Below are 22,708 nucleotides of genomic sequence, written 5' to 3'. Positions count from 1 at the left end.
TATGATGAGCCATAACAATGGTAATGACTCACTACCATTGTCATAGTTCCTGTACTTGATTGCCGGTAACCAGACAAGGGTTAACCATTAAGTCACTACCGTTGTCATTACAGAAAGGTACTTTCCTTAATTGTCATTACCGTTGTCGACCATGCACCCTCTTACCAGTAGTAACGGTTCGTTAATTATGTGAAGGTGATCATTACCATTGTCACTGGTTACACTCCCGGCAGATTCAAAAATCGAGTGACAATGGATGTGAGTTCGATGCGCAGGACGGCATCTCAGTGCCGATGGCAATAGTTATGAGCTGACCAGACTGGTGACAACGATAATGAGCCAAGCATTGAAGCCCGTTTGCTACGACAACGGTAATGATTAGGCCTCACTACCGTTGTCAGACACGATGCTTACTTCGGCCAGGTAAGTTCATCCCACCGGGATTTTAACCAGGCAGGGTTTACAGGTTTTCTTGTCGGTAATATTGGCCGAGCTTCATACGCGATGAGATCGTCATCCTTAGCCAGGATAGTGGGGTGGAAATGGATTGTCAGGGTGCTGGGATTAATCACACACAGGCCGTTGTCGTATAACCGATGTATGTCTGCCCGAAGCCACAGGCCATTACTCCAGTGGTCAGAGCCCGCTTTATGATGCTCAATCAGATGTGCTGCTTCTCCCCTGCATTTTGTCTTCACACCGGTGACGACACACCGCTCCATGCAGTTGAAGTATACCCTGTCGCTGAATTTCTTCTGATCAGGACGGGACATCGCACCGTACCGGCGATATCCAAAGCGTTTTGGTGAGACTTTCTCATCCAGGTCATCGTCAAATGAATCCTGACTCTCAGGCCGGAAGGTCTTCAGACGAACTTCCCAGCGAATGCCGTCACGTGCAAATTGCTGCCCTACGCGTGGGTCATCATCAGGCCAGATAGCTATTCCCTTAGCTTTAACAGCCAGCCGGAACTGGCGGGCATCAGCAGGGGTTCCCGTGCGGGTTAGTGTCATAAATTCATGGACACTCCGGTACTCCACTGGTTCTCCTGATGAGCCAGCAGGCCTGGCGAGAACCTTGTCTTTAATATCGCGGGCGAGTTTATCGGTTTGATTTTTATCTGAAGCCATGTGAGCTATGCCATACCGGAAGAGGGAGGCATGAATAATGGGCTGTTTTCCGAGGATAAGCCATAGATACTCACTACTGTTGTCATTCTTGTCGATGACAACAGTAGTGAGTCTGGTTGGTATGCATCATGTCGAAATCGGAGCACCGGTGACTTATCGAATAGTCTGAACTGACTTGTAATGCGCTTGTGCAGGGTGGCCATAAGCCGTATTCGAGCGTGGAACTTCGAGGTGACCCGGCATCCATCCGGTCGTTTTTGCAACCCAGAAACAGCGTTCCTCACCGTCATCGGTAGTGACTCTAACACGACAACCTTCAAGCCCAATTAGTTGGGGGGAAAGATTACCGGGGCAGCATTTCCGGGAAGCGTTAGCATATACCTGCCCGCGCCGCATGAGTTCTGCACATTGTTCAAAATGTTCTTCTGTACCCAGTGCAGCTACTGGTGCTTCAACGTCCATCCAGTCAGCTACGGCGGTTGCTTTTGTATGCAGGAGATCAAATCCGTAGCTTGATAGAATAGAGCCACATTTAAGAACATAGAGCTGCTGCTCTTTGTTAATGTTTTCGAGTTTCATAGCCGCTCCTGTTAGATTATCGTTGCCTGTTATTTAAAACATGGCTTTTCAGTAAATAAATAACCACACCTGCATGACGATTGGGACGCGATAATAAATAACGAGTATCTATTAGCTTTGAGTGCCGAAAAAACCACAATCCATAAGTTGCTCACCAACGGTATTGTCGAATAACATATCGTCTACTGAAACTTCATAGCTATTCTCTGATGAAAAATATCCAGCGTTATCATAGTCGACTTCTAAAGCGTCACCATCAATAACCACAACCTCAGTATTAACGAAAAGATCATCAAGGTCTGAAATAACCTCAATATCTTCACTCTGTTCATCGGTAATGACAATGACAACCATATCATCTTCAAACTCGGAAGCTGATACTTCATCATATCTTGCTGCAATTAAATCTGACATATTAGCCTCCAGTTGAATGTGATTGCCTATATGTCTATATTACCACCCACATGCTTGTGACGAAGTGATTTGGCTTATTTTTAATCGTTTAAAACAAAAAAGCCACCCCGGTTATTTCCTTGGTGGCTAATTGATATTATCCCTCGGCTAGTTCCAGCGCTTCCTTCTGGGAAGTGGCTTCACCGAACCAGACCAGATCATAATGCGTGAAGTCAGTAGATAACATGCTCCTGACCCGTTGTTCCTCTGTTGCCACAGTGCGGCTATAGACAGCTACACAGCGCTCTCTCTTCCCGCCCCGCAATGATGAAGGGCTGTTGAAAATCGCAAAACACATCGTTTCCGGCTTAACGTTAACCCCGCCCATTTTTTCAATGACGTAATCATAGGCAATTTTTTCAATGTCATAAAATGAGCCGTCAGATGACACCATTGAATATTTCAGAACAGTACCCCCCAGAGCTCGCTTAATCTGGTGCTCCCTTTGCTGCTCGTTGTTCCAGCGAAAGGTTTGACGGCTGCTGGGGTGTCCTACTTTCTGTTCCGCTTTTGCACGTGGGCTATAGCCGTCAGCAATGAGTGAATCCATAAATTCACGCATTGATAAAATCTTACCGTTATGACGAATTTGTTTGGCTAGGAAGTTTTCAATACGTTTTTCGTTGGCTTTTTGAAGTGTCATTTTTTCTGGCCTATGGTTCGTTGTCGTTATATTCAGTAAACCATAGGTCGTTCATGTGACGAAACGTGTATTTATTCAACCCTATCTTCAATTATTTCGGTCATTAGAAAACGCAAATGATGATTATCGCCATCAGGATTGATTTTGTTTTTGTGATAATCCATTACGCTTACATTTCTTGCTTGTTTGAAGTGGTAATTATCCATCGCGTTTACAGTTTTCTCATAGTAAGCTTCAGCTGAATAATCCAATAAACTTCGATAATAGGCAGCGACAACATCCCATCGACGATTTTCCGATGCTTTACATAACTCTTCGTCGTCACCTATTGCCGCTATGATATAACCATATATATAGCCAAGACATATGTCATGATTAATGGCTTTTCTGAATAATTCGGGAGAATATACCATAAGTATAAAGCCTAAAGACCTATGTATAAATACCCTGCTGTCATGGACTATTTTTCTGTCATGTTCGATAGCTGATGGCGCGTTATCACCCTCAAGAGTAACAGGTTCAGGTATAGAGACTGACGGTTCCGCCCTCTCCTGTTTTGTTGCGCCAGCGAAAAACCTGCTTATACGTTCAAACATAATGTGTCCTCCGCATTTTTGACTCAGTATAGCCAGGAGCACTGGCCCGTGTGCGGGAACGGAAGATGACCGTCGATATCCCGTTGTTACTTAACCAGCCTTACCGTACTATCAGGTGAATTATAGTTCACGTGGATTAACCTATGTACAAACCCACCAGCGATGAATTTAAAGCAGAGATGAAACGCAAAGGCTGGACGCGGCAGGCGCTGGCACAGCGCTGGGGCAAGTCCGAAAGATGGATAAGTAATATTTCAGGTAATGAGGAACGCGAGCAGCATTGGAACGATGCGCTTGCAGGACTACCAGTATTAAAAAAAACCAAGAATAAGTGAAGTATAGTTCCCTTTTTTATTGATTAAATGTGAACTATAGTTCATGCTTTCTCGTGTGTTCGACTTCACTTCCCATCGAGGAGCAGCAGGCATGAACGTAGATCAGCGGCAACGTATTGAGCAGGAAATTGCCCGGGCAGCAGCAACCGGGTTGATTGAAGCAGGATATAGCATCTCGGTATTCGACTCAGAAGAGATTGTGCTGAAGCGCTCTACGAACGTAGAACGTATTGTTGAAGCCATGTTCTCTACTGATGAAGACTACTTCTATGCTTATCGCCCTGAAGAAACTGAACGTGCAGGTTACGTCCATTTTGTTTACGGCAATGAGGGATGGAATGTTATCAGCGATAACAGCCTGTCGCTTGAACCGGCGCTTGAAGCCGCTACTGCTCTGTCTGAGTCTTATGCCTGACCCTCAATGGCCCACTTAGTACTCGCAAGTGGGCTGTTTCTTATTCATACCCCATATGAATAGCAACATTATCACCACCTCGTGCCTATCCCTTTCTCCGTTCTTCGCCCCGGCACCAAGCCGTTCCGTTTTGTAATTGATGCCACAGCTGTAACGCGAAGAAATAAAAAGCCCGCTTGCAACGACTAAAGCGGGCTTTTTTTTATTCATACTGCATATGATTAACGGTCTATCCACCGTTCAATAATCCCATCAGGTACATCGAAATCATTGTCGCGGAAGAAATCCTTTTCGTATTTTCTGGCCTGCGGCATCGTCTTGAGTACGAAGAGGATGGCATCCTCCTTGGAACTGAACGAAGTCCGCGTAATGACGTGATCCGGCGCGTGAATGTGGGAGAGTGCCAGGCTTTCTTCGGTTCCTGGCTTACACAAATCACACCAGTGCTTATGCCAGAATGTCTCACCATTCTTCTTCAGCTTCGCCCCTGGTTCACCGGTTGGCGCTGGGTTAATAACCACCTCAAGAATATCTACCGGCTCATCTGCATCTCGCGCCGCATCGCCGAGCAGTTGATCGATAAGCAACTCCCCGGCTGAACTGACCAGGTTGCTGGCTATCGTGAAGCGACGGTGTAAGCCGCGATCTGCCTCTTGCTGAATCAGCGCTATCTGCGATTTAAACGATACCATATGCGTAAGCACAGCATGGTTAACGCCGAAATCAGGCCCATATGTCTCTATGTTTCGGTCTGCGCTAAAAGGGGCCATGTCCGGGCGCTGTTTTGTGCAAAAGAGACCCAGACTTGTTTTCTTATTGGCAAGATTATCGAGCTTACCCTCTTTGACCTCGTAATTTGAAATCAGACGGTGGGCTACCCGGGCCTTGAGTGCCTTATCATTCAGATTCTGATAGATATACTCGACCGCAGAGCCGCGTGTACCAAGATATAAGTATGACCACTCCTCACGGTCGACAATAAGACCAATCGGGATCATCATTACTGGCTTTTGAACGATCCCGCCAGTCGGTCGGTAGAAGTTCATTTCTTCAAAAGCATTAATCCACAATTCTGCCAGCTCGCTCAGACCTTCCTGGTTGCTGGGATTCAGACGCTTGAGAGTCTCACGGCCAGTTCAATGTCTGCCAGAGCTTTAAGTTTCCGGTCGTAGCTTTCAAATACAGACTTTAACCCTTTCCACTCATCCACCAGCGGCCATTCTTTGAGGGTGCATTCAGATACGCTCAGTTCGTTAACCAGAGCCCATGAGCGAGATACCTCTTTCACACCGGTACGCGTCAGACTCAATACCACACGTATAGCCCATTTGTGTTTCTCAGCTGCATCGTTTCGTTCTTCAGCTCGTGGGGCTACATACAGGCCCAGTTTGCCGTTTGGCATTACCACAAGCCGTAGAGGAGAGTTTCCAAGTTGCTCACAGTAGCATTCAATTTGCGGGATGCTTGCATGACCTCGCCATGCAATTAAATCCATCATGGCAAGGAGCGCTTTCCATTGCTTCTCATCTTCCAGACCACTTTGGAGGGATGCACCTCGGTTTGCGCAGCGCCACGTCTGAATCGTTTTATCTACAGCCGCAACCCGGTCATTTTCGTCACCGATGTTCCCGGCGTTTAAAGCCGCCAGCATTTTGCTTCGGTATTGTTCTTCATGCGTTTCTTCCAGCTTCAGCAGTGCCGCAAGTTCTTTGAAGAGCCGGATGTAATAAAGATGGTTAGCCCGGATACGCCGGTTGTGAATGTAATATTCGAGATCGGCGGATTTCACCGTGTCCAGGCAAAGATAGCCAAGGCTATCAGAGGTTCTGAATTTTGAGAGGCATACCTTGGCATTGAATTCTCGTTTGTCTGACTTCGCATTACGGCTGTAGGTGTGCTGAACGACTGGCACATCAACGTAGATCTCTTCATTCTTCTGGTATGCCACGCTGGTACTACGGCTTTTAACGAAATCAACCGTGAATGAATGTCCCCGGTAGCCGTTACCTGAATCATCCTTAGCTGCCCCGGGTGCGGTAACCGGATTAACGACCTGTCTCCACTCACAAAAGACGCGTGAACCAGAACGCAGGTGCTGGTTCGCCTGCTTAATGTAGGACTCCAGCGATGGTCTGGTATCGGCCTCCGGGTCACTCAACAGACCGGTTCCATCTGCGTCATGAATAAAGCGGCAATATTTCTCCTGGAAGTCCATCGAGATGAAATTAATGTTACTACTGCGATCATAGAATTCGCCAAACAGGCGCTCACGCTGGTCGAGCCCGCAGCAAAGGATCAGGAAACGTTTATAGTGCAGCGCCATCTTTTCATGCGCCCGCAGCCGGTCAGTGTAAGCTACATCGCGGAAGGTGATGCGAGAACCGTCAAAACCGCGAAAAAGCGCGTCCTGCTCGTCACGTTCAGGGAACAGCGTATGAGCGCCCAGATGAGATTCAACCGGGCTGCATACCTGGTAAATATTTTCGCCGTCTCGTACCAGCAGGAAGACACATCTGTTTTGAAAGTCTTTGGCCGCAGCCTCCCACGGATCCTGATAATTGACGTGCCGTCTGGTGACGGCCATAACCAGTACGCAACGTTGGGTCGGGAAAATCTGCTCGATTAGGCCCGGGTGTTTTTGCAGTGCCTGGTCGAATAAATCTGCTTTGGTGAAATCGAACCAGTCTCCCAGATCCAGATAGACAGCGAGCTCCTCATCCATCAGTAGCTTTTTCTGGACAAATGTCAGAGGAATGTCGCTCGGGGCTGAATTGCCTTTGATTATCGTGTTGACGACAACATCTTTGCCGATGAAAAGATCCAGAGACGCAATCCCTTTCATCAGCGATTCAACGTTCTCCCTGCTCTCTTCGAATGCGGCCAGCTGCGCCGCAGCCATTTCCTGGTAATAGGGTACGACGGCCTGAACGGCCCTGGTAATTTCGTTATTCTTACCTTGTAGCCATTCAGATTGTATGACGGCCAGTTTATGTCCATGCCGAGCCGCTTCCATCATTCCCTTAATGCTTTCCTCATTGACACCGGATGTCAGCGCATTTTCTAACGGGCCGGTGGCGAGGTTTGTGTACTGGTCAATCGTCGCGGGTAGAGTATTGAGTTTGTTCTCGCTTTTTTCTGTCTGCTCTTTTTCAAGGCGTTCCGCAATGATCTCTTTCATGCGTTCAGGGTTTGTCATCGCCTCGGAAAGTTCAACGGTCAGCTTCTGAGCCAACTGCTGGCAGGCCTGCACTTCACTTTCGCGGACTTCTTTCGAGTCAGCAGCAAAGGTGAATTTGTTAACGAAGTCATCAAACAAAAAGCGGTGCTGAGTGAAGCTACGGGTAGTGCCACAAGTGCGGCCAGATTCATCGGTATATTCAAACCGAATGTGTTGGCCATGTTTTGATGGGTGGGTGCGCAGAATGACCGTATGCAGTTTGTTGTCGACCCAACGCAGCGATTCAATCAGCAGTACTTCGGAAGCGGCAATGTTCTCTTCAGCAATGGCTTCATTTGCCCGCCAGTACTGACCGCCTTGAAGAGAATGGAAACGTTCAATTCGCTCTACCGGTTGTTCAATGCGCACGATACCCGTCATTATGATCTCCTTCCCCCGGCTTTAGCCATGTTGCCGCTATTGTACTAGGACATGGTGTTTCTAATGGCTTAAATGGGGGACATATTGTTTGTGATACTTTGATTTTATCGTTGGGGGGGCAGGTGACGAATAGCTCTGGGGGATGAAAGGCAACGAAGAGTTGCCTTTTACGAAAAGGAAGATGCAGTACGAATTGCGGGTGGTCAGGAAAGAGGGTTTACCCAGCCTTTTCCGGTCACGAACTGAATTTTGCCAGCCTTTCTTAGCGCCTGTAACCGCCGGTCAAGAATGCGGAATGGCATCGGCTTATTCCTCTCCTCATCAGCGAGTCGGGAACACTCACCAGCTACGTCTGGAAGCATAATCAGTGAAAATGGAACCGGCTCTTTGCCGAGTATTTTCATGATCGCACTGTCCAGAACGGCGTACTTGTTTTTAGCAACTTGCATGTTCACTGTCCCCTCTCTCTATAGCGTGGTGATCGGTTCGCCTGATACCTACGGAACACATTCCGGTGGGACGGCCTTATTTTTATCCTGCCAACGTAGAGCAGCCTTAATACACTGCTTACACGTTATTTCACATACGTAAGGCCCGTACTCACCATCACTATGGGTGGCTGGGTTAACCCAAAGCTTGCCGTTACTTCCACCTGCGGCGGTGCAAAGAAAATCCCCTTCATTTCTGACCAGGCGCCCATCACGTATGTCCTCAAGTAAAAGCACGTGAATCACAGTTCGCCGGTTTATACCGTTACCGCTACTGTTTTCCGTCAGCCCGGAAATCACCGATTTGAATCCGCTTGTCCATCGTACCGGAAGATACAAACGAGCGTTTCGCTCTTGCGCCTGTTGCATCAGCTTCATATCGAGAGCGGCCTTTTGCTGTCGTTCTTCTTCTTGCCGTGTCAGACGTTGTCTGGCCTGTTCCTCTCGTCGGGCCCGGCTATCAATCTCAGTTTCAGCTTTAATATCGAACCGGTCAGGTGTAAGAAACAAAGTCGCACCTACCGGAGGGAGTGTGCCCTCCACCAGCAGCAGGTTATCCTTTGTTGCTTCCACATAAACTGTTCCAACCTCGGTAACCACACCCGTTTTATCTTTTTCCCCCCGGAACCAGAAGGGCGATGGGTAAGGAGGGTATTTGAGAACGATCATAATTTTTCCTTTCTGAAATACCGCATCGAGTTAATTTACTGGTTGTCAGAACGCAGTAATGTTATTTCTGATTTTGTTCCCGGTACTTCATTACGATATCCATTTCCTGTTGAGTTAATCCATTCTGAACTGCGGCCCGGCCTTGCCATATGTGAAAGAGCACCTCAAGAAAGACCCTTTCTTCTTCCTCTGATACTGAACCACTTGAATCAGGTGAGTAATCATCTTTCATAAAGCTATCGAACAGAACTCTTTCGCTGAGCCCCGCTATAGCAGGTTGTTCGCTGTGGGTCAGCCAACCGTGATGCCACGAAAACATGCAGTAGGCTGCTACATCACGTGGATCACCTTTTGAAAGGTGTCGGTGGAGCTCTTTGAGGCATTCATCCTTCCAGTCAGATTTTGCCCATTCAGCCCCACGACCATACTTCTCCTGGGCCCGGTAAAGCTTACCCGCCATCTCAGAGGCGAAGTTAACTACAAGCTGAGCTGTTGCATCGTGTAAACCAGCAGGGATCTTTACGAGGTGATTTGTGAGGCCACACTCATTGATAACTACCCGCAGACCACGCTTTATCTCTTCAACATCATCGGAACCAATTGCACCCTCACCAGATGCCGCGTGGAACGCGTAGGCCATTGCGTCCGTTATTTCTACCGATGAATCAGCCTTTTCGCCTGACGTACACGTTTCTTGAACCAGCTCGCCCTTCTGTTTGTTGTCCAGCAGACTAATCATGGTGTTTTTAAGTAACGTTGCTTTTTTGACGGCTTCCATATTGCCGTTCTGCAAAGCGGTCGTAATCTCAGTATCTATCTCGTTAATGCCTAGCTGAAGCTCTTCAGCACTGGCATAGAATATATTTACGATTTTTGTCTGGCGCATTAATTTTCCTTTTCAATAATTTTATGTCCAAGAGAATCAAGTATTGCAATAACTTGGTCTCTGGAATATGCAGGATAACTATGATCTGCAAAGCAACATGCAGGGGGTGGCAGTATGATTTTTTGTGGGCTTTTATTTCTTAGTTCCTTTAACTCCAATAATATGCTGAGTAATTGAGACGCTTTCTTTTCCATCGCATCAGCTCGGCTTGGGCTGATAAGTGCCCTCTGCGCATATAGCAGTTCAGTTGTAGTCTCAGTAATCATCGAGTCGAGTTTTGCAGGTGTCAGTTGCTCCATTTTTCCACCGGTTATTAATGCAATAATTGAATTCAGACCGTCTCTTTTGAATAGACAACGTTTTTAGCGAGTTCGAATACAAAATCGCTTACGAAGGTAAAATCGCGCCATACCAGCACACCATCTACCTTATGCCGCAACTCAACCTGAGTGGATGTGTTGCTATACTTAGTGACCTTGATGTCCCAATCAATGAAACCACCAGCATTCTGAAGTTCAGTGACAGCGGCTAGGTTTTCCTGTTGCTTCAGGTTGTAGGCCTCGTCTGAGTCGTCGTTCTTCACAAGCTGGATTTTTTTGAATACCATGCGGAATCGGTCGGCCAGAACTTTGCCACGCATTTTTTCAACATCATTAAATACCTGCTCGACGTATGCACTCATGGTTTTCCTCGTGACTTTAATGATAGCAATTACAAAACCCGTATAGCCTGATTAGGCTCTGTATTTTTTAAAAATTAATCCGTGAGTAACATTATTAACTGCATTAAACCTACGACGAAATTTAAAAGAAGACAAAATGTGCTTGAATTTAAGAAATATTGAATTCGTTTAGTTTATCTGTTAAAAAAATACTGCTATTGAGCACCAAAAAAGGTGTCTTCTTACAGCGGAAACAAAAAACGCTAGAAAGTTACTTTTTCCTCATTGGAAGGCTTTTTAAAAGCGTTTCCATCGGGATGGCTTCGACGGATTGTTTCATTTTCTCTGGTTCTACTCCAAGAGATGCCAGCTGCCGGTACAGTACTTCCCGTTCTTGCAGGAGGCTTATCGCCAGCCGTGATATTGCAGCGGCGTTTTCCAGGGCGATTGCAAGGTTGTTTTCGGATGGAAAACTATCCCATGTATCCACTATGCCTTTTGCCAGGCACACGGTTCGCTTAAGCGGCTGAGGAACGTTTAATGGGTTAACGCCGGGTGGCATACCGGACAACTGCCTAATCAGTGCTCTTCCTTTCATTCCATCAGTTCTGTCTGCCATAGCAAGACCTCTATTCGTTGTACGTGGTCACTTCGGCTGAGTAGCAGTGCTGCTGATAACAGGCCTCTGTCTGACCAGACAAAGCGGTACGCAGCATTACGGTAGTTCCGGGTACGGGCGCGGATTTTGACCCGGGCGGAAAATCACTTAGCTCTACACTGATTCCGGCATGACCCGAAAACAGCACTGGGTTTTCACGCATTTTCATGCCGATATTCTGGTTACCATTTGCAATGCGATACATCACTTGTTCGATAGTAATCTGAACAGGTTCGTTGATCCGTAAAGGCCTGTTCCCGTTGCTGCCATTAGCCTGGCTGCACAGCAACAACATAGATGCTACTGTCGTAATAGCAACAGAGCCTAGTGAAAGCATGATTTTCATTATTTTCCCTTTATTCCAGGCAGTTAAGCCGCCTCACAAAATTCACTCTGACCAATGCTTGTTAAACCTGACAATTGCCACAGCCTGATTAACCGCATCATTATTTTGATATGGATCCGTAACGCGTCCGCGTTCTGAGTTGCCAGTTCCTGTATGTGTATCAGGCCAAGGCTCAACTCTTTATGGCTATTGAGTTCATAAAGCGCACGTCGATAAATATTGAACATCTCACGAGCCACCAGCGATTTAAGGACTTCCGGTACTGAAGCACAGTGCGCGAAAGCTCGGGCCCGCTCCTGTCTCCAGTAGCGGCGCAGCGCATTTGATGTATCAGGTTTGTTGCCCACGTCACTCATCACAAGACACCAGGCATTGGTCTGGTTGATCAGGACAGTTTCCAGGCTGTTTTTGCACAGCGTTTTCTCGTCCATAAGCTCGTTATGGCTTTCCTGGCGTAAGACGCGATGCAGCCAGAACCCAAATTCTGTCATGCGGGTCATGTGGTACTGGATGGTGAAAGCGAGGTTAGCCCACCATTTAAAACGAATGATCCGGGCCTCCAGCGTTCTTTTCAGAACATGCTGGTATTTCTCGGTCGAGAGGATGCGAAGGTCTTTTCGAGCTGTGATCCCTTCCATCGACTGGAATCCGGTCAGGCCGAGTCGATGGTAGGTTTGACCACGCTGCATCATTTTGTGATACAAGGCTGACTTACCTTTGCACAGAGATACCGTGCCGAAACGCAGGTAGAACTGCGCCGCGCTCCCAGCGGTGTACGCCCCGCTCTCAATAGCAGATTTAAGGCGTGGGTATTCCACCCATAACACAAAGCTTGCAGACTCTTCATCTACGGTAACTTCGTTATCTTCGCTGAAACTGACAACACGACGGTGGCCGTCTCTTGTCTTGATGACACGTGCGGCGCGTTCGTCATCTCCGCCGTCGAAATAGGTCATTTCCGCAACAGGATCAGCCAGCCCATCAAATAGTGAGTCATCGCCAAATTTCCCCACCTTCAGCCAGACTGCTTTAGGGATTGGGGACTGAGGGACTACAGGCATCGTCGGTTCATCAGTCAACAGATCCAGCTCGCCGTGGGCCCAGACGCGGTGGTAGATCTCCAGTGCCCTAAAAGGCTTGTCATTGAAATGATGGAAAGCCCACATGAAATCGACATGCACAACGGCTTCTTCGCTGACGATGCGGAACTGAGGCCGGGACATGCGACGGTTATGCGCATTGTCTTCCAGCAAGCCGTAAGCGAGTTTCTCGGCAACGTCATCGGCGCGTTGCTGCTCTACGTAGTCGGCGCTACAGCAGATGTGTAACAGACGTTCCAGGAATTTCGGCGAGTATACATCTGGCTGGATCTTAATATACCCACCTTCGTATACCGTGCGGCCCACTGGATGGCGGTCTTCCCAGGCATAACGGCGTTTGGCAATGAAACGCTGAAGCCGGTTCAGGATAGCCATATAGCCATATTTCTCCGGGTCGGCATTCAGCAGGTTTTCCATAGAGCGGTCGAGCCCTACAGCCTGGCAAAGGTAACAGCCAAATCGTGAACCACAGGCGCTTTTTGCTTTTTCAGAACCCGTCCAGACACATTCGCCCGTAGCCTCTTTGTAGAGCTCAGCAGTTTCATTATTGTTAGGCAGGTAACTGGGTAACGCAAAACGAGCCTCATCCCCGGACGATAGCAGGAATTCCCATACGTTCCCCTGATGCCAGTGACGGATCGGATAGAGCTCACCGCCCTCTTTTGTCTGTTTAACGTCTTCAGCGCTCCCGCCTTTTTTTTCGATGTTCATGGCACGGGTTGTGCTCTCTGCATCACGGGAACCCAGCAGCAGACAAACGCGCTGACGAACGGCTTTAGGCAGTCCTCGCATGTACTCGGCACGGGCCCGACGTGCAGGATCGACCTTCAAGTCGATCGAGCACTGTCTGGCGGAACTATTTGAAAATGTTGGCAATCCTCGCCCTGAAAGGATGCGGCCAGTCCACCCAGATGTCAGTCCAGGCTTACCAATTACAATGCTCAGCGGTAACTGGTGCTTTTCAACGAATGCCTCAAGTTCGGCGAGTTTTGTGTCTGCCAGCCAGCGGACGGCTGGATTCTCGATGCCCGTGTCGGTGTGGATCACATAGTGATGCTGGCTGATGTTTGTGCCATTGCGGGTAGCCCTTACCAGCGCCATCAGGAAGAGGTGCAGAACGCACTCAGAGTCCTTTCCTGATGAATACGCCAGGCTCATAGTCCAGCCGTCAGTAAGCGCTTTATAAATGGCGTTTGTGCCGGTGGTGATAAGATTGGCCATGCTCGTGCCAGTGCTGGCATCGACATAATTCAGGTCTTCGTCATTAGCCAGTGTTTGCCAAACCGTATCCCATTTATCCCCGGTAAGGATTGGGGCAAGGGTCGGTTCTGATGTGCCAAAGTCGATTACCTGTTGCATGGTTCACCTGTTTATTTATTCGTTTTGTATATTTATTTAAACACGGGCGTACCAGCTGACGAATAAGGCCAGCGGTATTATTTAATGATTTATTTAGTAATCGGGGATGGAAATAATTGATCAAGACAACTCATTGGTTTGCCAATGGCATTTGTGAGCTTTAGAATTTCTCCCGGCGTAACTGCCTTAAGCATTTCAGAGCGCCCTTCACGGATATATTCATCTACAGACATATTCCGCCATCCTGCTTTTGGTCGATTACTGCAACCTTGCCAGTTTGAATCAGCATTATCCCGACGAAGAACATATACATCGATAGAGCGAGTTAACCCTGCACCGAACGCAGCCTGAGCAGTAATTTTCACTTCAGATCCATCCTTGCGTTTAATGACCTGCGATATACGCGTGATTAACTCTTCAGGTGCGGATGCGTTGTTCTGAGTTTCATTTGTCATAAAACACCTCGTGAATATTGTCCGGTTTGTTTACTTATTAAATCACGAGGCATTCGGGTGACGAAGTGATGTTCAGAAAGATACTTTTCTTTGCTGGAGCAGGCTTAACCGTTGGTTGTCTGGATGCTACCATTCATAAGAAATGACGGTTAGCGTATCACTCACCTGTTCTTTGGTGATCTTTGGTTTTACCGGTTCGGGTAAAATTGTAATCGAAATTTGAATAGTTGCCGTTGCCTGTTGCTTTTTATCACCACTATTTCCCTCATCCTGTGCCAGTGCATTCCATGAAACAACGAATAATAAAGCTGAGAGTATCGTTTTCATTTTACACCTATATAAAAGATTGCTGTCCGTAGAACCATTATCTATCGGGCCAATCAGCTGGCGAAATTAAACAGTCGAAAACCTTTAATTAAATATCAGGATAAGGTCAGTAGCTTTTATGGTCAGTCGTCATCATGATACTCAGGGCCACCATAATTATCAAATCGAGACCATTGACCATTAAATGTGAGACGTACTGTCCCTATAGGCCCGTTGCGCTGTTTACCTATGATAATTTCGGCTATACCTTTCATATCGCTATTTTCGTGATAGACCTCATCACGGTAAATAAACATGATCAGGTCAGCATCCTGCTCAATGGAGCCTGACTCTCGCAAATCTGAGTTTACCGGACGTTTATCGGCACGTTGTTCAAGCGAGCGGTTTAGTTGCGATAAAGCGATTACCGGTACATTCAGCTCTTTTGCCAGTGCTTTCAGAGATCGGGAGATTTCAGCAATTTCCAGAGTTCTGTTGTCAGATAACGACGGTACACGCATCAACTGAAGGTAGTCGATCATAATGAGGCTAAGCCCACCGTGTTCGCGGGACAATCGACGCGCCCGGGAGCGAACGTCCATAGGTGTTAGGCCAGAGCTGTCATCAATGTAAATGTTCTTTTTTTCCAGCAGCAGTCCCATTGTGCCGGATAACCGGGCCCAGTCCTCGTCATCGAGCTGTCCGGTTCGGATGCTGGTCTGGTTGACGCGTGATAGCGATGCCAGTGAGCGCATCATGAGCTGTTCCGTAGGCATTTCCAGGCTGAAAATCATGACGGGCTTATCGTTTGTCAGCGATACATTCTCGCAGATGTTCATTGCAAACGTAGTTTTCCCCATTGAGGGTCTGGCAGCGATAATAATCAAATCCGAGGGCTGTAGACCGGCTGTCTTCTTGTTCACGTCCACGTAGCCGGTATCAACTCCAGTGACCCCGTCATGGGGACGCTGGAACAAGGCTTCAATCTTGGTAACGGTTCTGTCCAGAATGCTGCTGATATTTTCCGGCCCACCGCTTTTATTTCCCCTTTGCTCTGCAATCTGGAAAATCCGGCTTTCTGCAAGATCAAGCAATTCGTCACTTGTCCTACCTTCCGGGTTGTAACCGGCCTCGGTTATTTCGTTGGCAACTTTTATCATTTCCCTGATTACGGCACGTTCCCTGACGATCTGCGCGTAGGCAATTATATTTGCCGCACTGGGCGTATTTTTTGACAGTTCTGCCAGATAGGCGAAACCGCCGAGACTATCCAGCTTACCTTCTCCCTCGTTTTCGATGTGCTCAGCGAGGGTTATCAAATCAATCGGGAATTGATTCGCAACGAGCGATCTCATTGCAGAGAAAATTGAGCGATGCGGTCGAGAACTAAAATCCTGCTCACTAACGATTTCTGCCACATCATCCCATCTCTGGTTTTCAAGCATTAACCCGCCCAGCACGGACTGTTCCGCTTCTATCGATTGCGGAGGGGTTTTTAAGCTGTATTCAGCTGTTTGCTTTGTCTCACCTGTTTCGGTAAACGAGATGTCCGCCATAGTCATAAGTGGCCTCAGAGGTTCTGGAATAGCTTTTGTTTTTGTAATTGTCGTGCGCATTCCGATACCAACTCCGGGTAACTGGATGCTATTGCCTTTAGAATTGCTTCAGAGAGCTCATTCGCTTCATCAGAGCGGCCCACCAGCCTCAGCTCGGCTACTGTACCGGGGTCGCAGTTTGTCAGGTTGGCGCGGGCGTAATTGACTTTCAGCCGCGCCAGAAATTCCACCCCGGGCTTGCGCTTCACCGCGTGGACAGAAAGTGTTTTTCGGCAAAATCGACCAGCTGTACGGCGTTCGTGATGCTCCAGAGCTTTTGCTTCCAGCTCCTGCCCGGCGATAACGGTCACATAGAGGCTACTAATCAACGCCGATACATTCATGCAGCAATCCCCCGCTTATTAGCCAGCGCAACGGTATCCAGAAGTACGAAGTCATCAAGCAGGTTCAGTCCTGCGGGCGTCTTCTGATCACGCCATAGCGCATCCAGTACATCGGTGTCTGGCATTCCCGTTGGGATTAGGCTTAGAAGTTCGGATAACGTATCTACCTGTAGCATGTGGCAGATAGAAGCCAGCATTATTCCCTCTGACGCTTTATCCATAAGACCACCGATCAGAATCTGAATTTCCGGGGTCATAACAAAATGCTCATAATTGGATTTATTGAATCGGCACTGAATGAGTTTATAACCCTTGAACTCAGTAATTAACTCCTGAAGGAATACATGCAGCATATCTGGTTTTGTTTTTCTAATAGCCGCTACCTGCATTGCAATTTTTAAAATGCCATCATCAACTCTTTCGTGCGGGCATCCTGCGGAGGAATAAATACTTTTTGCCTTTTCGAGCCAATTTTGCAGCTCGATATAATTAGTCTGAATATTCAACGCGACCCCCATTGCTATCCAAAAAAGTCTATAACCCTGATATTTTAATGCGCTCCTGTCTATCATCGAAAAATTTAAGACAGCAAAATGCGGCCATTTATATGTGCAAAAATATGAGCCGGTTTATCCGGCCCATCAGAATGAAAAGGAATTTTATGCAGGTCTGTTAAAGACCTGCTGGGAGGTTAGTACACCGGGTGCAGCTGAGTCTCTTCAGTTTCACCATTCTGCTGGTTAGCGCCATCGGTATCGGCATCAGTCGCATCGTCAGCACCGCCGTTGTTTTCAGCACTATCACCGTCGTTGTCACCATTAGCTTCAGCATCTTCTGCCTGTTTTGCTGATTCCAGTTCAGCCAGGGTAGCCATCAGAGTACGGGCCATTTCAGGAGTCAGGCGTAAGACGACTTCTTCCGGCACGGTTTCCGTAATTTCGATCTGATTTTCATGCTCACCTTCCGGCTGCGGCGGGATCTGGTCGCGCAGCTGGCTCAGGGTTGGCAACAGGCTGTCGAAGGTTTTACGGATAACTTTCGGTTTCAGGCCAGTCTTTTTCTTGGAACTCACGAATTTGGCAGTGACGCGGGTTTTCCCAGCTCCTTCTGCCTTTTTCAGGGATTCCATCAGGACTTCATACGGGTCGCGGTCAGTACCCTGACATTCGTTAATAACGTCAACGGCAACGTCACCAGATACCTTATCTTCTTTCACCAGCATCTTGATGCTGAAGTCAGCGTTTGCCAGCACGATACTGCGGCGAACGGTGACCAGAGAGACACCCAGACGCTGAGCAATCGACTCAATGGTGTGACCCCAGCCAATCAGGCGCTTGAAGCCTTCAGCGCGTTCCACCATCTTCAACTGAAGGGAGTTGGCGCTCTCGATCATGTTGTAGACTTCTTCGTCCTTGCCGCCTTCAAATTCCTCGACGGTGATTTTCTGGAAGCTCGCGCCCTCAGCAATCGCCATCATCAGGCCAGCAAAACGGTGGTGGCCATCAATGATTTTCAGGCGGGTTACGCCTTCCACTACTACTGGTTTAACGCGGATGACAGGCACTGACTGAGGACGTTCCAGATAAGCGTGTTTGAACATTACCGCACGGTCATAATTTACGTCGCGGAGGTTCAGTCCCTCTTCCACAAACAACCAGTACGGGCTCACCGCAAAGACGTTGTTACGCCCGATATCGGCTTCTTCGAACTGTTCCGTATTGCCGCTTTTACGCGCTTTGGTTACGAAATCGCTCAGTGCTCGGAGTGATGATGGCGCTTTGTCTAAGCTGCGCATCAGTACCGCAGCGCCTTCCAGATTTTCCAGGGTACGGCTTTGTTCGAAGATAGCTTTAACGTCGGTGTTCATGGTGTTTCTCCGCTTTAGTTATTGTGTCGCGAGGTTCGTTGCTTGCTGTAAATCCAGTTAAACACACACCAAACAGGTGACGAAGCGTATTTGGGGACAAAATGTCTCTTTTTTTTCGGGTACATAAAAAAGCCCTGTAATCCAGTGATTACAAGGCCTTAGCTCGTAATGATGACATCAAGATGGCGACGTTTTTCGATTTTGACCGCATTTTTCATCAAAATTGTCATCACTTCATTTAGTTTTGAACTCTCCCCTTCCTCATATGAACCCCAAGGTAGGAATGGAGTAGGACTATTGATATTGAATGCAACGCCCGTAGGGCATCGCCATGCAGTTGGCTTCTTTGAGTCAGGTTCCCATTTCACCAGGAGTATTGGCGCGTTACAGTCGATGTCATCGATGGCTGGTATAGCCTCATATAAAAACACTCCCGCATCATCCCCACTGAAGAAAGCTAGATGCTTATACGCGCTGGCAAAAGAGACTACGCCCGCGAAAAGGCCCACAACGATGAGGTTAAGGTTCGATGTTTTGTGACGGATACGTTTTTGCTTCAGGCGAACCATTGTCAGGGCTGACAAGAAGATAGCCACCAGCCCCCCGGCTCCTGCGAACCAAACGGAATTGATTTGCAGGAAGGAAATCAAATCACGATGCTCTCTCTGGTTTTCTTCAAGCATCAACGACACAAAAGTTGTTGTTACTGGCATTGATATCAGGAATATCGTGATCATCACTATTGCAAAAGTCTGTATGGAATAGCGGTCTCTATTTTCCTCTATAACAGAATTAAAGGATAACAGATAAACAAATGTAAATAATAAAATGGAAAGAAGGTACATTGGTTATGCCTTTTTTTGGGTTATCGCTGAATTCTTTTATTTAATTCTGTTCTGAAAAATGCATACAAGAACTGCCACCCATCACCATGAGCCGTTCTGAAATCTTTTTCAGGGAGTACCGGAAAACCAAATTTAAAATTATCTTTTCCAGTGTGGCGCTGGCAAAAGTGCGCAAGCTCATGTGCCACTACGCCTTTGATATGATCCAGTTGATTGATTGAATAAAATGCTCCGATGTCCTTACGCTGCTCTATATGTGCGTACTCATGGTAGCGATAGCGCGGTGTATCACTGTCAGGATAAATGGACGATGGTGAAATAGTGATTGAGCTCCTGCCGCCCCATGAATGTTTGGCACTCCAGTTGACCCGAACTTCAGGCGCAGGGCCGGTGAAACCATATGCCTGTCTATAGAGGTGCAGAAGATACCCTGAATACAGAAAAACAACTTTCTCCGCCGTCATAACGCGAGAAACGCCATAGCGAGCAACTGCCCTATCTCTGGCTGTCAGAACGGGGGTTTTTACCCGTGGGGAGAATAATTTTGTTGGGCTGAATAGCCAGACTTCTGAATCGTCATCAGGCATATCCAGTATCACCTGAATTTCTTCAGGCGACCCAACTCGTTGATGCCACCTTTCAAGATTATCGCCCACTTCATTCAGGCTGATTAAATCATCGGCATTCTCGTAGAATAACCAGATCAGCGTTCCTCGTGGGAGTGCTTTCTCAGCTGTAATATGTGAGAGGATAATTTGACGTGGTGTCATCTTATTCGCCACAGTTCCCGGATGCTTCTATCAGTTTTATTTTTGTTGCTTCTGCCGCCTGCATTTTTTGTTTCATCTTCTCAATGCTAGCGGTCACACGGCGGGCGCACCATTGATACGCTGCCTGACGTGATTCGAAAAACTCATAATCCGCGTGCAGGTAAACTGATGTGCCGTAGGAGACGGACATACGGTAACCCTTCGGCGTTTCATTGATGACTTCCCGTTCTTCTACACAGTTTTCAAACTCAGGGACATAATCCACGAATCGACGACGCAGAATGCAAAACAGCACCTTTATTTGGTTTTCATCAGTCATTTGTTATCCTCGTTATTCTTCTTATTTATCATCAACCTTTCTTAATTGTCGATGCTGAATACGGCGGAGCGGATTTCACGCTTGGCCTGCTGACGGGCGCGGTGTTTGCTTACACGAAGAGATCTATCGTATGCATTGTTTTTACGATAGCCACGCGAGCGGCACAGTGAACAAGTGCAGCCTTCTACTGAATAGAAAATCCCAAACGGTTTCATAAGTATCACCTTTAAGCTTGATAATAATGTTTATCATAGCTGGAGTTATTCAGGTGACGAATAGTTAAGGGGCGCGTTTTGCTTGGGTTTTTACACTATCGTTTATTGAGTCGATGAGGTCGGAAATAGAAAGGAGTTTTCTGCCAAAGAATAGTTTTCGTCTGGCTTCTATTTCGTAGCGGAAGGGTTCAATAATTTCATCTTCATGCATGATTACGAAACGATAGCCGTTATTAAGGAGTTTATGCAGCTTGTTTGTTTTTTTTCTTATGGGACTTAGCTTAAACATTGTTATCAACTTCTCATCATGATCACCTGAATTGTTATAACACAGTTATTTCCGACACGCTGCTGCTTTTGCTGAAGAACTCGGATTGCTTTGGGCTGGGCCAGCAGGTTGTATGCCGGGCGAACCCGGCATCGTTATCACAGGGCTTTTTCTTTTCCCTTTCGTTCTATCCCACGAAACATCGCGCATTTCCGCACAATATCCAGTGTCGGGATGCTACCACTCCCCTGCTCTTTCACGCTCATTCGCAACGTGAGCCGTAGCAACATCTTGATGTCACGTGGTGGAAGTTCTGGGTAAGTGTTTACAAGTGATCTGACCAGTTCATCAGGAATGTTCACGCCAAAGTTCTCACCCATAATCTTCCAGATCTTTTGGGCATCTGATTTCTCCGGCACATCATAGTGAATGATTGCAGCGCATCTTGGTATGATAGCCTCATCGATGTCACTACCCCGGTTGCTTGTCATGAACATCAACCCATCGAAATACTCCAGTGTACGGAGGAACTCCGCAACGATGGCATTTTGAGTCAGTGATGCTCCACGCTGCATGACAAACACATCGGCTTCGTCCAGAAGCAGGACACAGTTCCAGCGTTTAGCCCGGGTCAGAATCGTCCGCAGATTTTTCTCAATGTCATCGGCGTTGGTTCCCAGTGCGCCAGCATGAATTGAGTACAGGGGCCGTTCAATGACCTCTGCATACACTTCAGCAGTTAATGTCTTCCCAAGTCCGGGTGAGCCCACGCACATGATGATGTTACCCGCGCTTTTCCCTTCAACAATATCGCTGGTGAAAGCGCTGATATCCGTGGTCAGTATATCGAGTAAATCACGGTGGTCTTCCGGCAAAACCATCTTTTTTGGCAGTTCTTTATCATACTTGTATGGTTCTACGTTATTGGCATGTATCCAGATAAAGTCTTGCAGCGAGAGATCAAAATAACGCTGCACAGGAATTTCGGGTAAAAGGCCAAACTGGTCATCTTCAAAAAGAGGCGACTCCACTTCTGCACCGTAGGCATCGCACTCACTATCAGGCAAATCGTGTATCAGTTTATGCCCTGCTATTTCCAGATTCCGGTCGCTGTAGCTATACGATTCCATTCTGACAGCCCTGCCGGTTGCTTTAAACTGATTGCCAAATTGCCCGTCGACCACTTCCTTAAACCGCGTTAGTTGTTCCAGGTACTCTTGTTTCAGCTCATGCGTTTCATGGTAGATATCACGGTCGGCCAGTGTCTTAGCGACACTGCGCCGCGCCACCTCATTAGGCTCGAAATTCAGGGCGGTAAGCTGGGTTCCGTAAACCTTTTTGGAGTGCGAATATTCGCCGAACCCATACCAGCTGATTTGTAACAATAGTGATGGGGGACGGTCAGAGTTTTTTTCTGATTTTACTTCTTTTATTGCTGTAACAAGACCGGGGTACAGGTTGCCGTCATGACCGCGTCGGTATATCCAGCCATCAATTCGATTTGACTTCAGATACTGTAGTAACACACGACCGAATGCCGGAAAACTGCTCACAGGCTTATCGAAATCACCTTCCAGTGCAGTGATGATCGATTCAAGAGCTCGTCGATTTTTTGACTCTCCATCACCACGACATGCCTGTAAAAGTTCATTCAGATCATCCCGAGATAAACATAGCGGATCGACGGCAATCTCATCGTCAGAACTACGGTGGCTATAACGATTACGTAAAGCCTCAAATGTTGGGCTTGTGGTAGCTTTTAGTGTTTCTGTTTTTATCGTGAGTGCCATAGCCGTCCTCGTCAGTAA

Annotated in this window: 28 protein-coding genes; 2 read left to right on the top strand and 26 right to left on the bottom strand. The window is 47.4% G+C overall.

Annotated features, from left to right (window positions below):
- Positions 1-410 precede the first annotated feature (410 nt).
- From ACHHZ6_RS20500 to ACHHZ6_RS20480, 5 genes are all read right to left on the bottom strand, one after another.
- Complete coding sequence (locus tag ACHHZ6_RS20500) at positions 411-1,130, bottom strand: HNH endonuclease signature motif containing protein (protein ID WP_007372337.1); 720 nt, start codon at positions 1,128-1,130, stop codon at positions 411-413.
- Positions 1,131-1,283: 153 nt separating this feature from the next.
- A complete protein-coding gene (locus ACHHZ6_RS20495) occupies positions 1,284-1,709 on the bottom strand; it encodes a hypothetical protein (RefSeq protein WP_016241550.1) in 426 nt (141 codons plus the stop codon).
- A gap of 111 nt (positions 1,710-1,820) precedes the next feature.
- Positions 1,821-2,123 carry a hypothetical protein gene (locus tag ACHHZ6_RS20490; protein ID WP_007372336.1) on the bottom strand — a complete coding sequence of 101 codons (303 nt, stop codon included), beginning with the start codon at positions 2,121-2,123 and terminating at the stop codon, positions 1,821-1,823.
- Positions 2,124-2,259: 136 nt separating this feature from the next.
- A complete protein-coding gene (locus ACHHZ6_RS20485) occupies positions 2,260-2,805 on the bottom strand; it encodes a hypothetical protein (protein WP_007372335.1) in 546 nt (181 codons plus the stop codon).
- A 71-nt stretch (positions 2,806-2,876) separates the two neighbouring features.
- The gene (locus tag ACHHZ6_RS20480) at positions 2,877-3,401 is read right to left on the bottom strand and encodes a hypothetical protein (RefSeq protein ID WP_016241551.1); all 525 of its coding nucleotides are present in this window, start codon (positions 3,399-3,401) and stop codon (positions 2,877-2,879) included.
- A gap of 143 nt (positions 3,402-3,544) precedes the next feature.
- On the opposite strand from ACHHZ6_RS20480, the gene ACHHZ6_RS20475 reads away from it, so the two are divergent.
- Both ACHHZ6_RS20475 and ACHHZ6_RS20470 read left to right on the top strand, forming a co-directional pair.
- A complete protein-coding gene (locus ACHHZ6_RS20475) occupies positions 3,545-3,736 on the top strand; it encodes a hypothetical protein (RefSeq protein ID WP_007372333.1) in 192 nt (63 codons plus the stop codon).
- A 91-nt stretch (positions 3,737-3,827) separates the two neighbouring features.
- Positions 3,828-4,151: a hypothetical protein gene (locus ACHHZ6_RS20470; RefSeq protein WP_007372332.1), complete on the top strand. Its 324-nt coding sequence runs from the start codon at positions 3,828-3,830 to the stop codon at positions 4,149-4,151.
- A 221-nt stretch (positions 4,152-4,372) separates the two neighbouring features.
- Here the strand turns inward: ACHHZ6_RS20470 and ACHHZ6_RS20465 are convergent, their stop codons facing one another.
- The 21 genes from ACHHZ6_RS20465 to ACHHZ6_RS20365 all read right to left on the bottom strand — a co-directional run bounded on the left by ACHHZ6_RS20465 (position 4,373) and on the right by ACHHZ6_RS20365 (position 22,690).
- Entirely contained in the window at positions 4,373-5,221 is an 849-nt protein-coding gene (locus tag ACHHZ6_RS20465; RefSeq protein ID WP_395122956.1) for a hypothetical protein, read from the bottom strand.
- A 38-nt stretch (positions 5,222-5,259) separates the two neighbouring features.
- Entirely contained in the window at positions 5,260-7,749 is a 2,490-nt protein-coding gene (locus tag ACHHZ6_RS20460) for a hypothetical protein (RefSeq protein ID WP_395122955.1), read from the bottom strand.
- A gap of 203 nt (positions 7,750-7,952) precedes the next feature.
- A complete protein-coding gene (locus ACHHZ6_RS20455) occupies positions 7,953-8,198 on the bottom strand; it encodes a hypothetical protein (protein WP_007372330.1) in 246 nt (81 codons plus the stop codon).
- 48 nt (positions 8,199-8,246) lie between these two features.
- The gene (locus ACHHZ6_RS20450) at positions 8,247-8,906 is read right to left on the bottom strand and encodes a hypothetical protein (protein ID WP_008786574.1); all 660 of its coding nucleotides are present in this window, start codon (positions 8,904-8,906) and stop codon (positions 8,247-8,249) included.
- 61 nt (positions 8,907-8,967) lie between these two features.
- The gene (locus ACHHZ6_RS20445) at positions 8,968-9,792 is read right to left on the bottom strand and encodes a hypothetical protein (RefSeq protein WP_007372328.1); all 825 of its coding nucleotides are present in this window, start codon (positions 9,790-9,792) and stop codon (positions 8,968-8,970) included.
- On the bottom strand, positions 9,792-10,091 hold the full coding sequence (locus ACHHZ6_RS20440; protein WP_016241553.1) for a hypothetical protein: 300 nt from the start codon (positions 10,089-10,091) through the stop codon (positions 9,792-9,794). Before ACHHZ6_RS20440 ends, ACHHZ6_RS20445 begins: the two co-directional genes overlap by 1 nt.
- Before the next feature lie 32 nt (positions 10,092-10,123).
- Positions 10,124-10,474 (bottom strand): hypothetical protein, encoded by a 351-nt coding sequence (locus ACHHZ6_RS20435; protein WP_007372327.1) that lies wholly within the window; start codon positions 10,472-10,474, stop codon positions 10,124-10,126.
- 250 nt (positions 10,475-10,724) lie between these two features.
- Positions 10,725-11,072, bottom strand: a complete 348-nt coding sequence (locus tag ACHHZ6_RS20430) for a hypothetical protein (RefSeq protein ID WP_008786575.1) — start codon at positions 11,070-11,072, stop codon at positions 10,725-10,727.
- 10 nt (positions 11,073-11,082) lie between these two features.
- Positions 11,083-11,457, bottom strand: a complete 375-nt coding sequence (locus ACHHZ6_RS20425; protein WP_008786576.1) for a hypothetical protein — start codon at positions 11,455-11,457, stop codon at positions 11,083-11,085.
- 23 nt (positions 11,458-11,480) lie between these two features.
- Positions 11,481-13,916 carry a phosphoadenosine phosphosulfate reductase family protein gene (locus ACHHZ6_RS20420; protein WP_007372324.1) on the bottom strand — a complete coding sequence of 812 codons (2,436 nt, stop codon included), beginning with the start codon at positions 13,914-13,916 and terminating at the stop codon, positions 11,481-11,483.
- An 89-nt stretch (positions 13,917-14,005) separates the two neighbouring features.
- The gene (locus ACHHZ6_RS20415; protein WP_008786579.1) at positions 14,006-14,371 is read right to left on the bottom strand and encodes a hypothetical protein; all 366 of its coding nucleotides are present in this window, start codon (positions 14,369-14,371) and stop codon (positions 14,006-14,008) included.
- 126 nt (positions 14,372-14,497) lie between these two features.
- Positions 14,498-14,698 carry a hypothetical protein gene (locus tag ACHHZ6_RS20410; RefSeq protein WP_007372322.1) on the bottom strand — a complete coding sequence of 67 codons (201 nt, stop codon included), beginning with the start codon at positions 14,696-14,698 and terminating at the stop codon, positions 14,498-14,500.
- A gap of 122 nt (positions 14,699-14,820) precedes the next feature.
- Entirely contained in the window at positions 14,821-16,233 is a 1,413-nt protein-coding gene (dnaB, locus tag ACHHZ6_RS20405) for a replicative DNA helicase (RefSeq protein WP_007372321.1), read from the bottom strand.
- Positions 16,234-16,247: 14 nt separating this feature from the next.
- On the bottom strand, positions 16,248-16,616 hold the full coding sequence (locus ACHHZ6_RS20400; protein WP_007372320.1) for a hypothetical protein: 369 nt from the start codon (positions 16,614-16,616) through the stop codon (positions 16,248-16,250).
- The gene (locus ACHHZ6_RS20395) at positions 16,613-17,122 is read right to left on the bottom strand and encodes a hypothetical protein (RefSeq protein ID WP_223307977.1); all 510 of its coding nucleotides are present in this window, start codon (positions 17,120-17,122) and stop codon (positions 16,613-16,615) included. The genes ACHHZ6_RS20400 and ACHHZ6_RS20395 overlap by 4 nt, the downstream gene beginning before the upstream one ends.
- 185 nt (positions 17,123-17,307) lie before the next feature.
- Positions 17,308-18,483, bottom strand: coding sequence for a ParB/RepB/Spo0J family partition protein (locus ACHHZ6_RS20390; protein WP_007372318.1), 1,176 nt, complete (start codon positions 18,481-18,483; stop codon positions 17,308-17,310).
- A gap of 158 nt (positions 18,484-18,641) precedes the next feature.
- Positions 18,642-19,328, bottom strand: a complete 687-nt coding sequence (locus ACHHZ6_RS20385; protein WP_016241554.1) for a hypothetical protein — start codon at positions 19,326-19,328, stop codon at positions 18,642-18,644.
- A gap of 20 nt (positions 19,329-19,348) precedes the next feature.
- Complete coding sequence (locus ACHHZ6_RS20380) at positions 19,349-20,098, bottom strand: hypothetical protein (RefSeq protein ID WP_007372317.1); 750 nt, start codon at positions 20,096-20,098, stop codon at positions 19,349-19,351.
- Position 20,099: 1 nt separating this feature from the next.
- On the bottom strand, positions 20,100-20,417 hold the full coding sequence (locus ACHHZ6_RS20375; RefSeq protein ID WP_007372316.1) for a hypothetical protein: 318 nt from the start codon (positions 20,415-20,417) through the stop codon (positions 20,100-20,102).
- Positions 20,418-20,458: 41 nt separating this feature from the next.
- A complete protein-coding gene (locus ACHHZ6_RS20370) occupies positions 20,459-20,632 on the bottom strand; it encodes a hypothetical protein (RefSeq protein ID WP_009653096.1) in 174 nt (57 codons plus the stop codon).
- 426 nt (positions 20,633-21,058) lie between these two features.
- Positions 21,059-22,690 (bottom strand): ATP-binding protein, encoded by a 1,632-nt coding sequence (locus ACHHZ6_RS20365; RefSeq protein WP_008786582.1) that lies wholly within the window; start codon positions 22,688-22,690, stop codon positions 21,059-21,061.
- Positions 22,691-22,708 lie beyond the last annotated feature (18 nt).

It is taken from the genome of Enterobacter cloacae complex sp. 2024EL-00214, assembly GCF_043945575.1.
GTDB lineage: Bacteria > Pseudomonadota > Gammaproteobacteria > Enterobacterales > Enterobacteriaceae > Enterobacter > Enterobacter cloacae_P.
The sequence above is the reverse complement of the archived record's forward strand: the minus strand, read 5'-3'. Positions and strand labels throughout refer to the sequence as shown.

Bases quoted from the DNA above. Each gene is read 5' to 3' on its own strand.
- ACHHZ6_RS20500 (WP_007372337.1), bottom strand. From the start codon at position 1,130: ATGGCTTCAGATAAAAATCAAACCGATAAACTCGCCCGCGATATTAAA.
- ACHHZ6_RS20495 (WP_016241550.1), bottom strand. From the start codon at position 1,709: ATGAAACTCGAAAACATTAACAAAGAGCAGCAGCTCTATGTTCTTAAA.
- ACHHZ6_RS20490 (WP_007372336.1), bottom strand. From the start codon at position 2,123: ATGTCAGATTTAATTGCAGCAAGATATGATGAAGTATCAGCTTCCGAG.
- ACHHZ6_RS20485 (WP_007372335.1), bottom strand. From the start codon at position 2,805: ATGACACTTCAAAAAGCCAACGAAAAACGTATTGAAAACTTCCTAGCC.
- ACHHZ6_RS20480 (WP_016241551.1), bottom strand. From the start codon at position 3,401: ATGTTTGAACGTATAAGCAGGTTTTTCGCTGGCGCAACAAAACAGGAG.
- ACHHZ6_RS20475 (WP_007372333.1), top strand. From the start codon at position 3,545: ATGTACAAACCCACCAGCGATGAATTTAAAGCAGAGATGAAACGCAAA.
- ACHHZ6_RS20470 (WP_007372332.1), top strand. From the start codon at position 3,828: ATGAACGTAGATCAGCGGCAACGTATTGAGCAGGAAATTGCCCGGGCA.
- ACHHZ6_RS20460 (WP_395122955.1), bottom strand. From the start codon at position 7,749: ATGACGGGTATCGTGCGCATTGAACAACCGGTAGAGCGAATTGAACGT.
- ACHHZ6_RS20455 (WP_007372330.1), bottom strand. From the start codon at position 8,198: ATGCAAGTTGCTAAAAACAAGTACGCCGTTCTGGACAGTGCGATCATG.
- ACHHZ6_RS20450 (WP_008786574.1), bottom strand. From the start codon at position 8,906: ATGATCGTTCTCAAATACCCTCCTTACCCATCGCCCTTCTGGTTCCGG.
- ACHHZ6_RS20445 (WP_007372328.1), bottom strand. From the start codon at position 9,792: ATGCGCCAGACAAAAATCGTAAATATATTCTATGCCAGTGCTGAAGAG.
- ACHHZ6_RS20440 (WP_016241553.1), bottom strand. From the start codon at position 10,091: ATGGAGCAACTGACACCTGCAAAACTCGACTCGATGATTACTGAGACT.
- ACHHZ6_RS20435 (WP_007372327.1), bottom strand. From the start codon at position 10,474: ATGAGTGCATACGTCGAGCAGGTATTTAATGATGTTGAAAAAATGCGT.
- ACHHZ6_RS20430 (WP_008786575.1), bottom strand. From the start codon at position 11,072: ATGGCAGACAGAACTGATGGAATGAAAGGAAGAGCACTGATTAGGCAG.
- ACHHZ6_RS20425 (WP_008786576.1), bottom strand. From the start codon at position 11,457: ATGAAAATCATGCTTTCACTAGGCTCTGTTGCTATTACGACAGTAGCA.
- ACHHZ6_RS20420 (WP_007372324.1), bottom strand. From the start codon at position 13,916: ATGCAACAGGTAATCGACTTTGGCACATCAGAACCGACCCTTGCCCCA.
- ACHHZ6_RS20415 (WP_008786579.1), bottom strand. From the start codon at position 14,371: ATGACAAATGAAACTCAGAACAACGCATCCGCACCTGAAGAGTTAATC.
- ACHHZ6_RS20410 (WP_007372322.1), bottom strand. From the start codon at position 14,698: ATGAAAACGATACTCTCAGCTTTATTATTCGTTGTTTCATGGAATGCA.
- dnaB (WP_007372321.1), bottom strand. From the start codon at position 16,233: ATGGCGGACATCTCGTTTACCGAAACAGGTGAGACAAAGCAAACAGCT.
- ACHHZ6_RS20400 (WP_007372320.1), bottom strand. From the start codon at position 16,616: ATGAATGTATCGGCGTTGATTAGTAGCCTCTATGTGACCGTTATCGCC.
- ACHHZ6_RS20390 (WP_007372318.1), bottom strand. From the start codon at position 18,483: ATGAACACCGACGTTAAAGCTATCTTCGAACAAAGCCGTACCCTGGAA.
- ACHHZ6_RS20385 (WP_016241554.1), bottom strand. From the start codon at position 19,328: ATGTACCTTCTTTCCATTTTATTATTTACATTTGTTTATCTGTTATCC.
- ACHHZ6_RS20380 (WP_007372317.1), bottom strand. From the start codon at position 20,098: ATGACACCACGTCAAATTATCCTCTCACATATTACAGCTGAGAAAGCA.
- ACHHZ6_RS20375 (WP_007372316.1), bottom strand. From the start codon at position 20,417: ATGACTGATGAAAACCAAATAAAGGTGCTGTTTTGCATTCTGCGTCGT.
- ACHHZ6_RS20370 (WP_009653096.1), bottom strand. From the start codon at position 20,632: ATGAAACCGTTTGGGATTTTCTATTCAGTAGAAGGCTGCACTTGTTCA.
- ACHHZ6_RS20365 (WP_008786582.1), bottom strand. From the start codon at position 22,690: ATGGCACTCACGATAAAAACAGAAACACTAAAAGCTACCACAAGCCCA.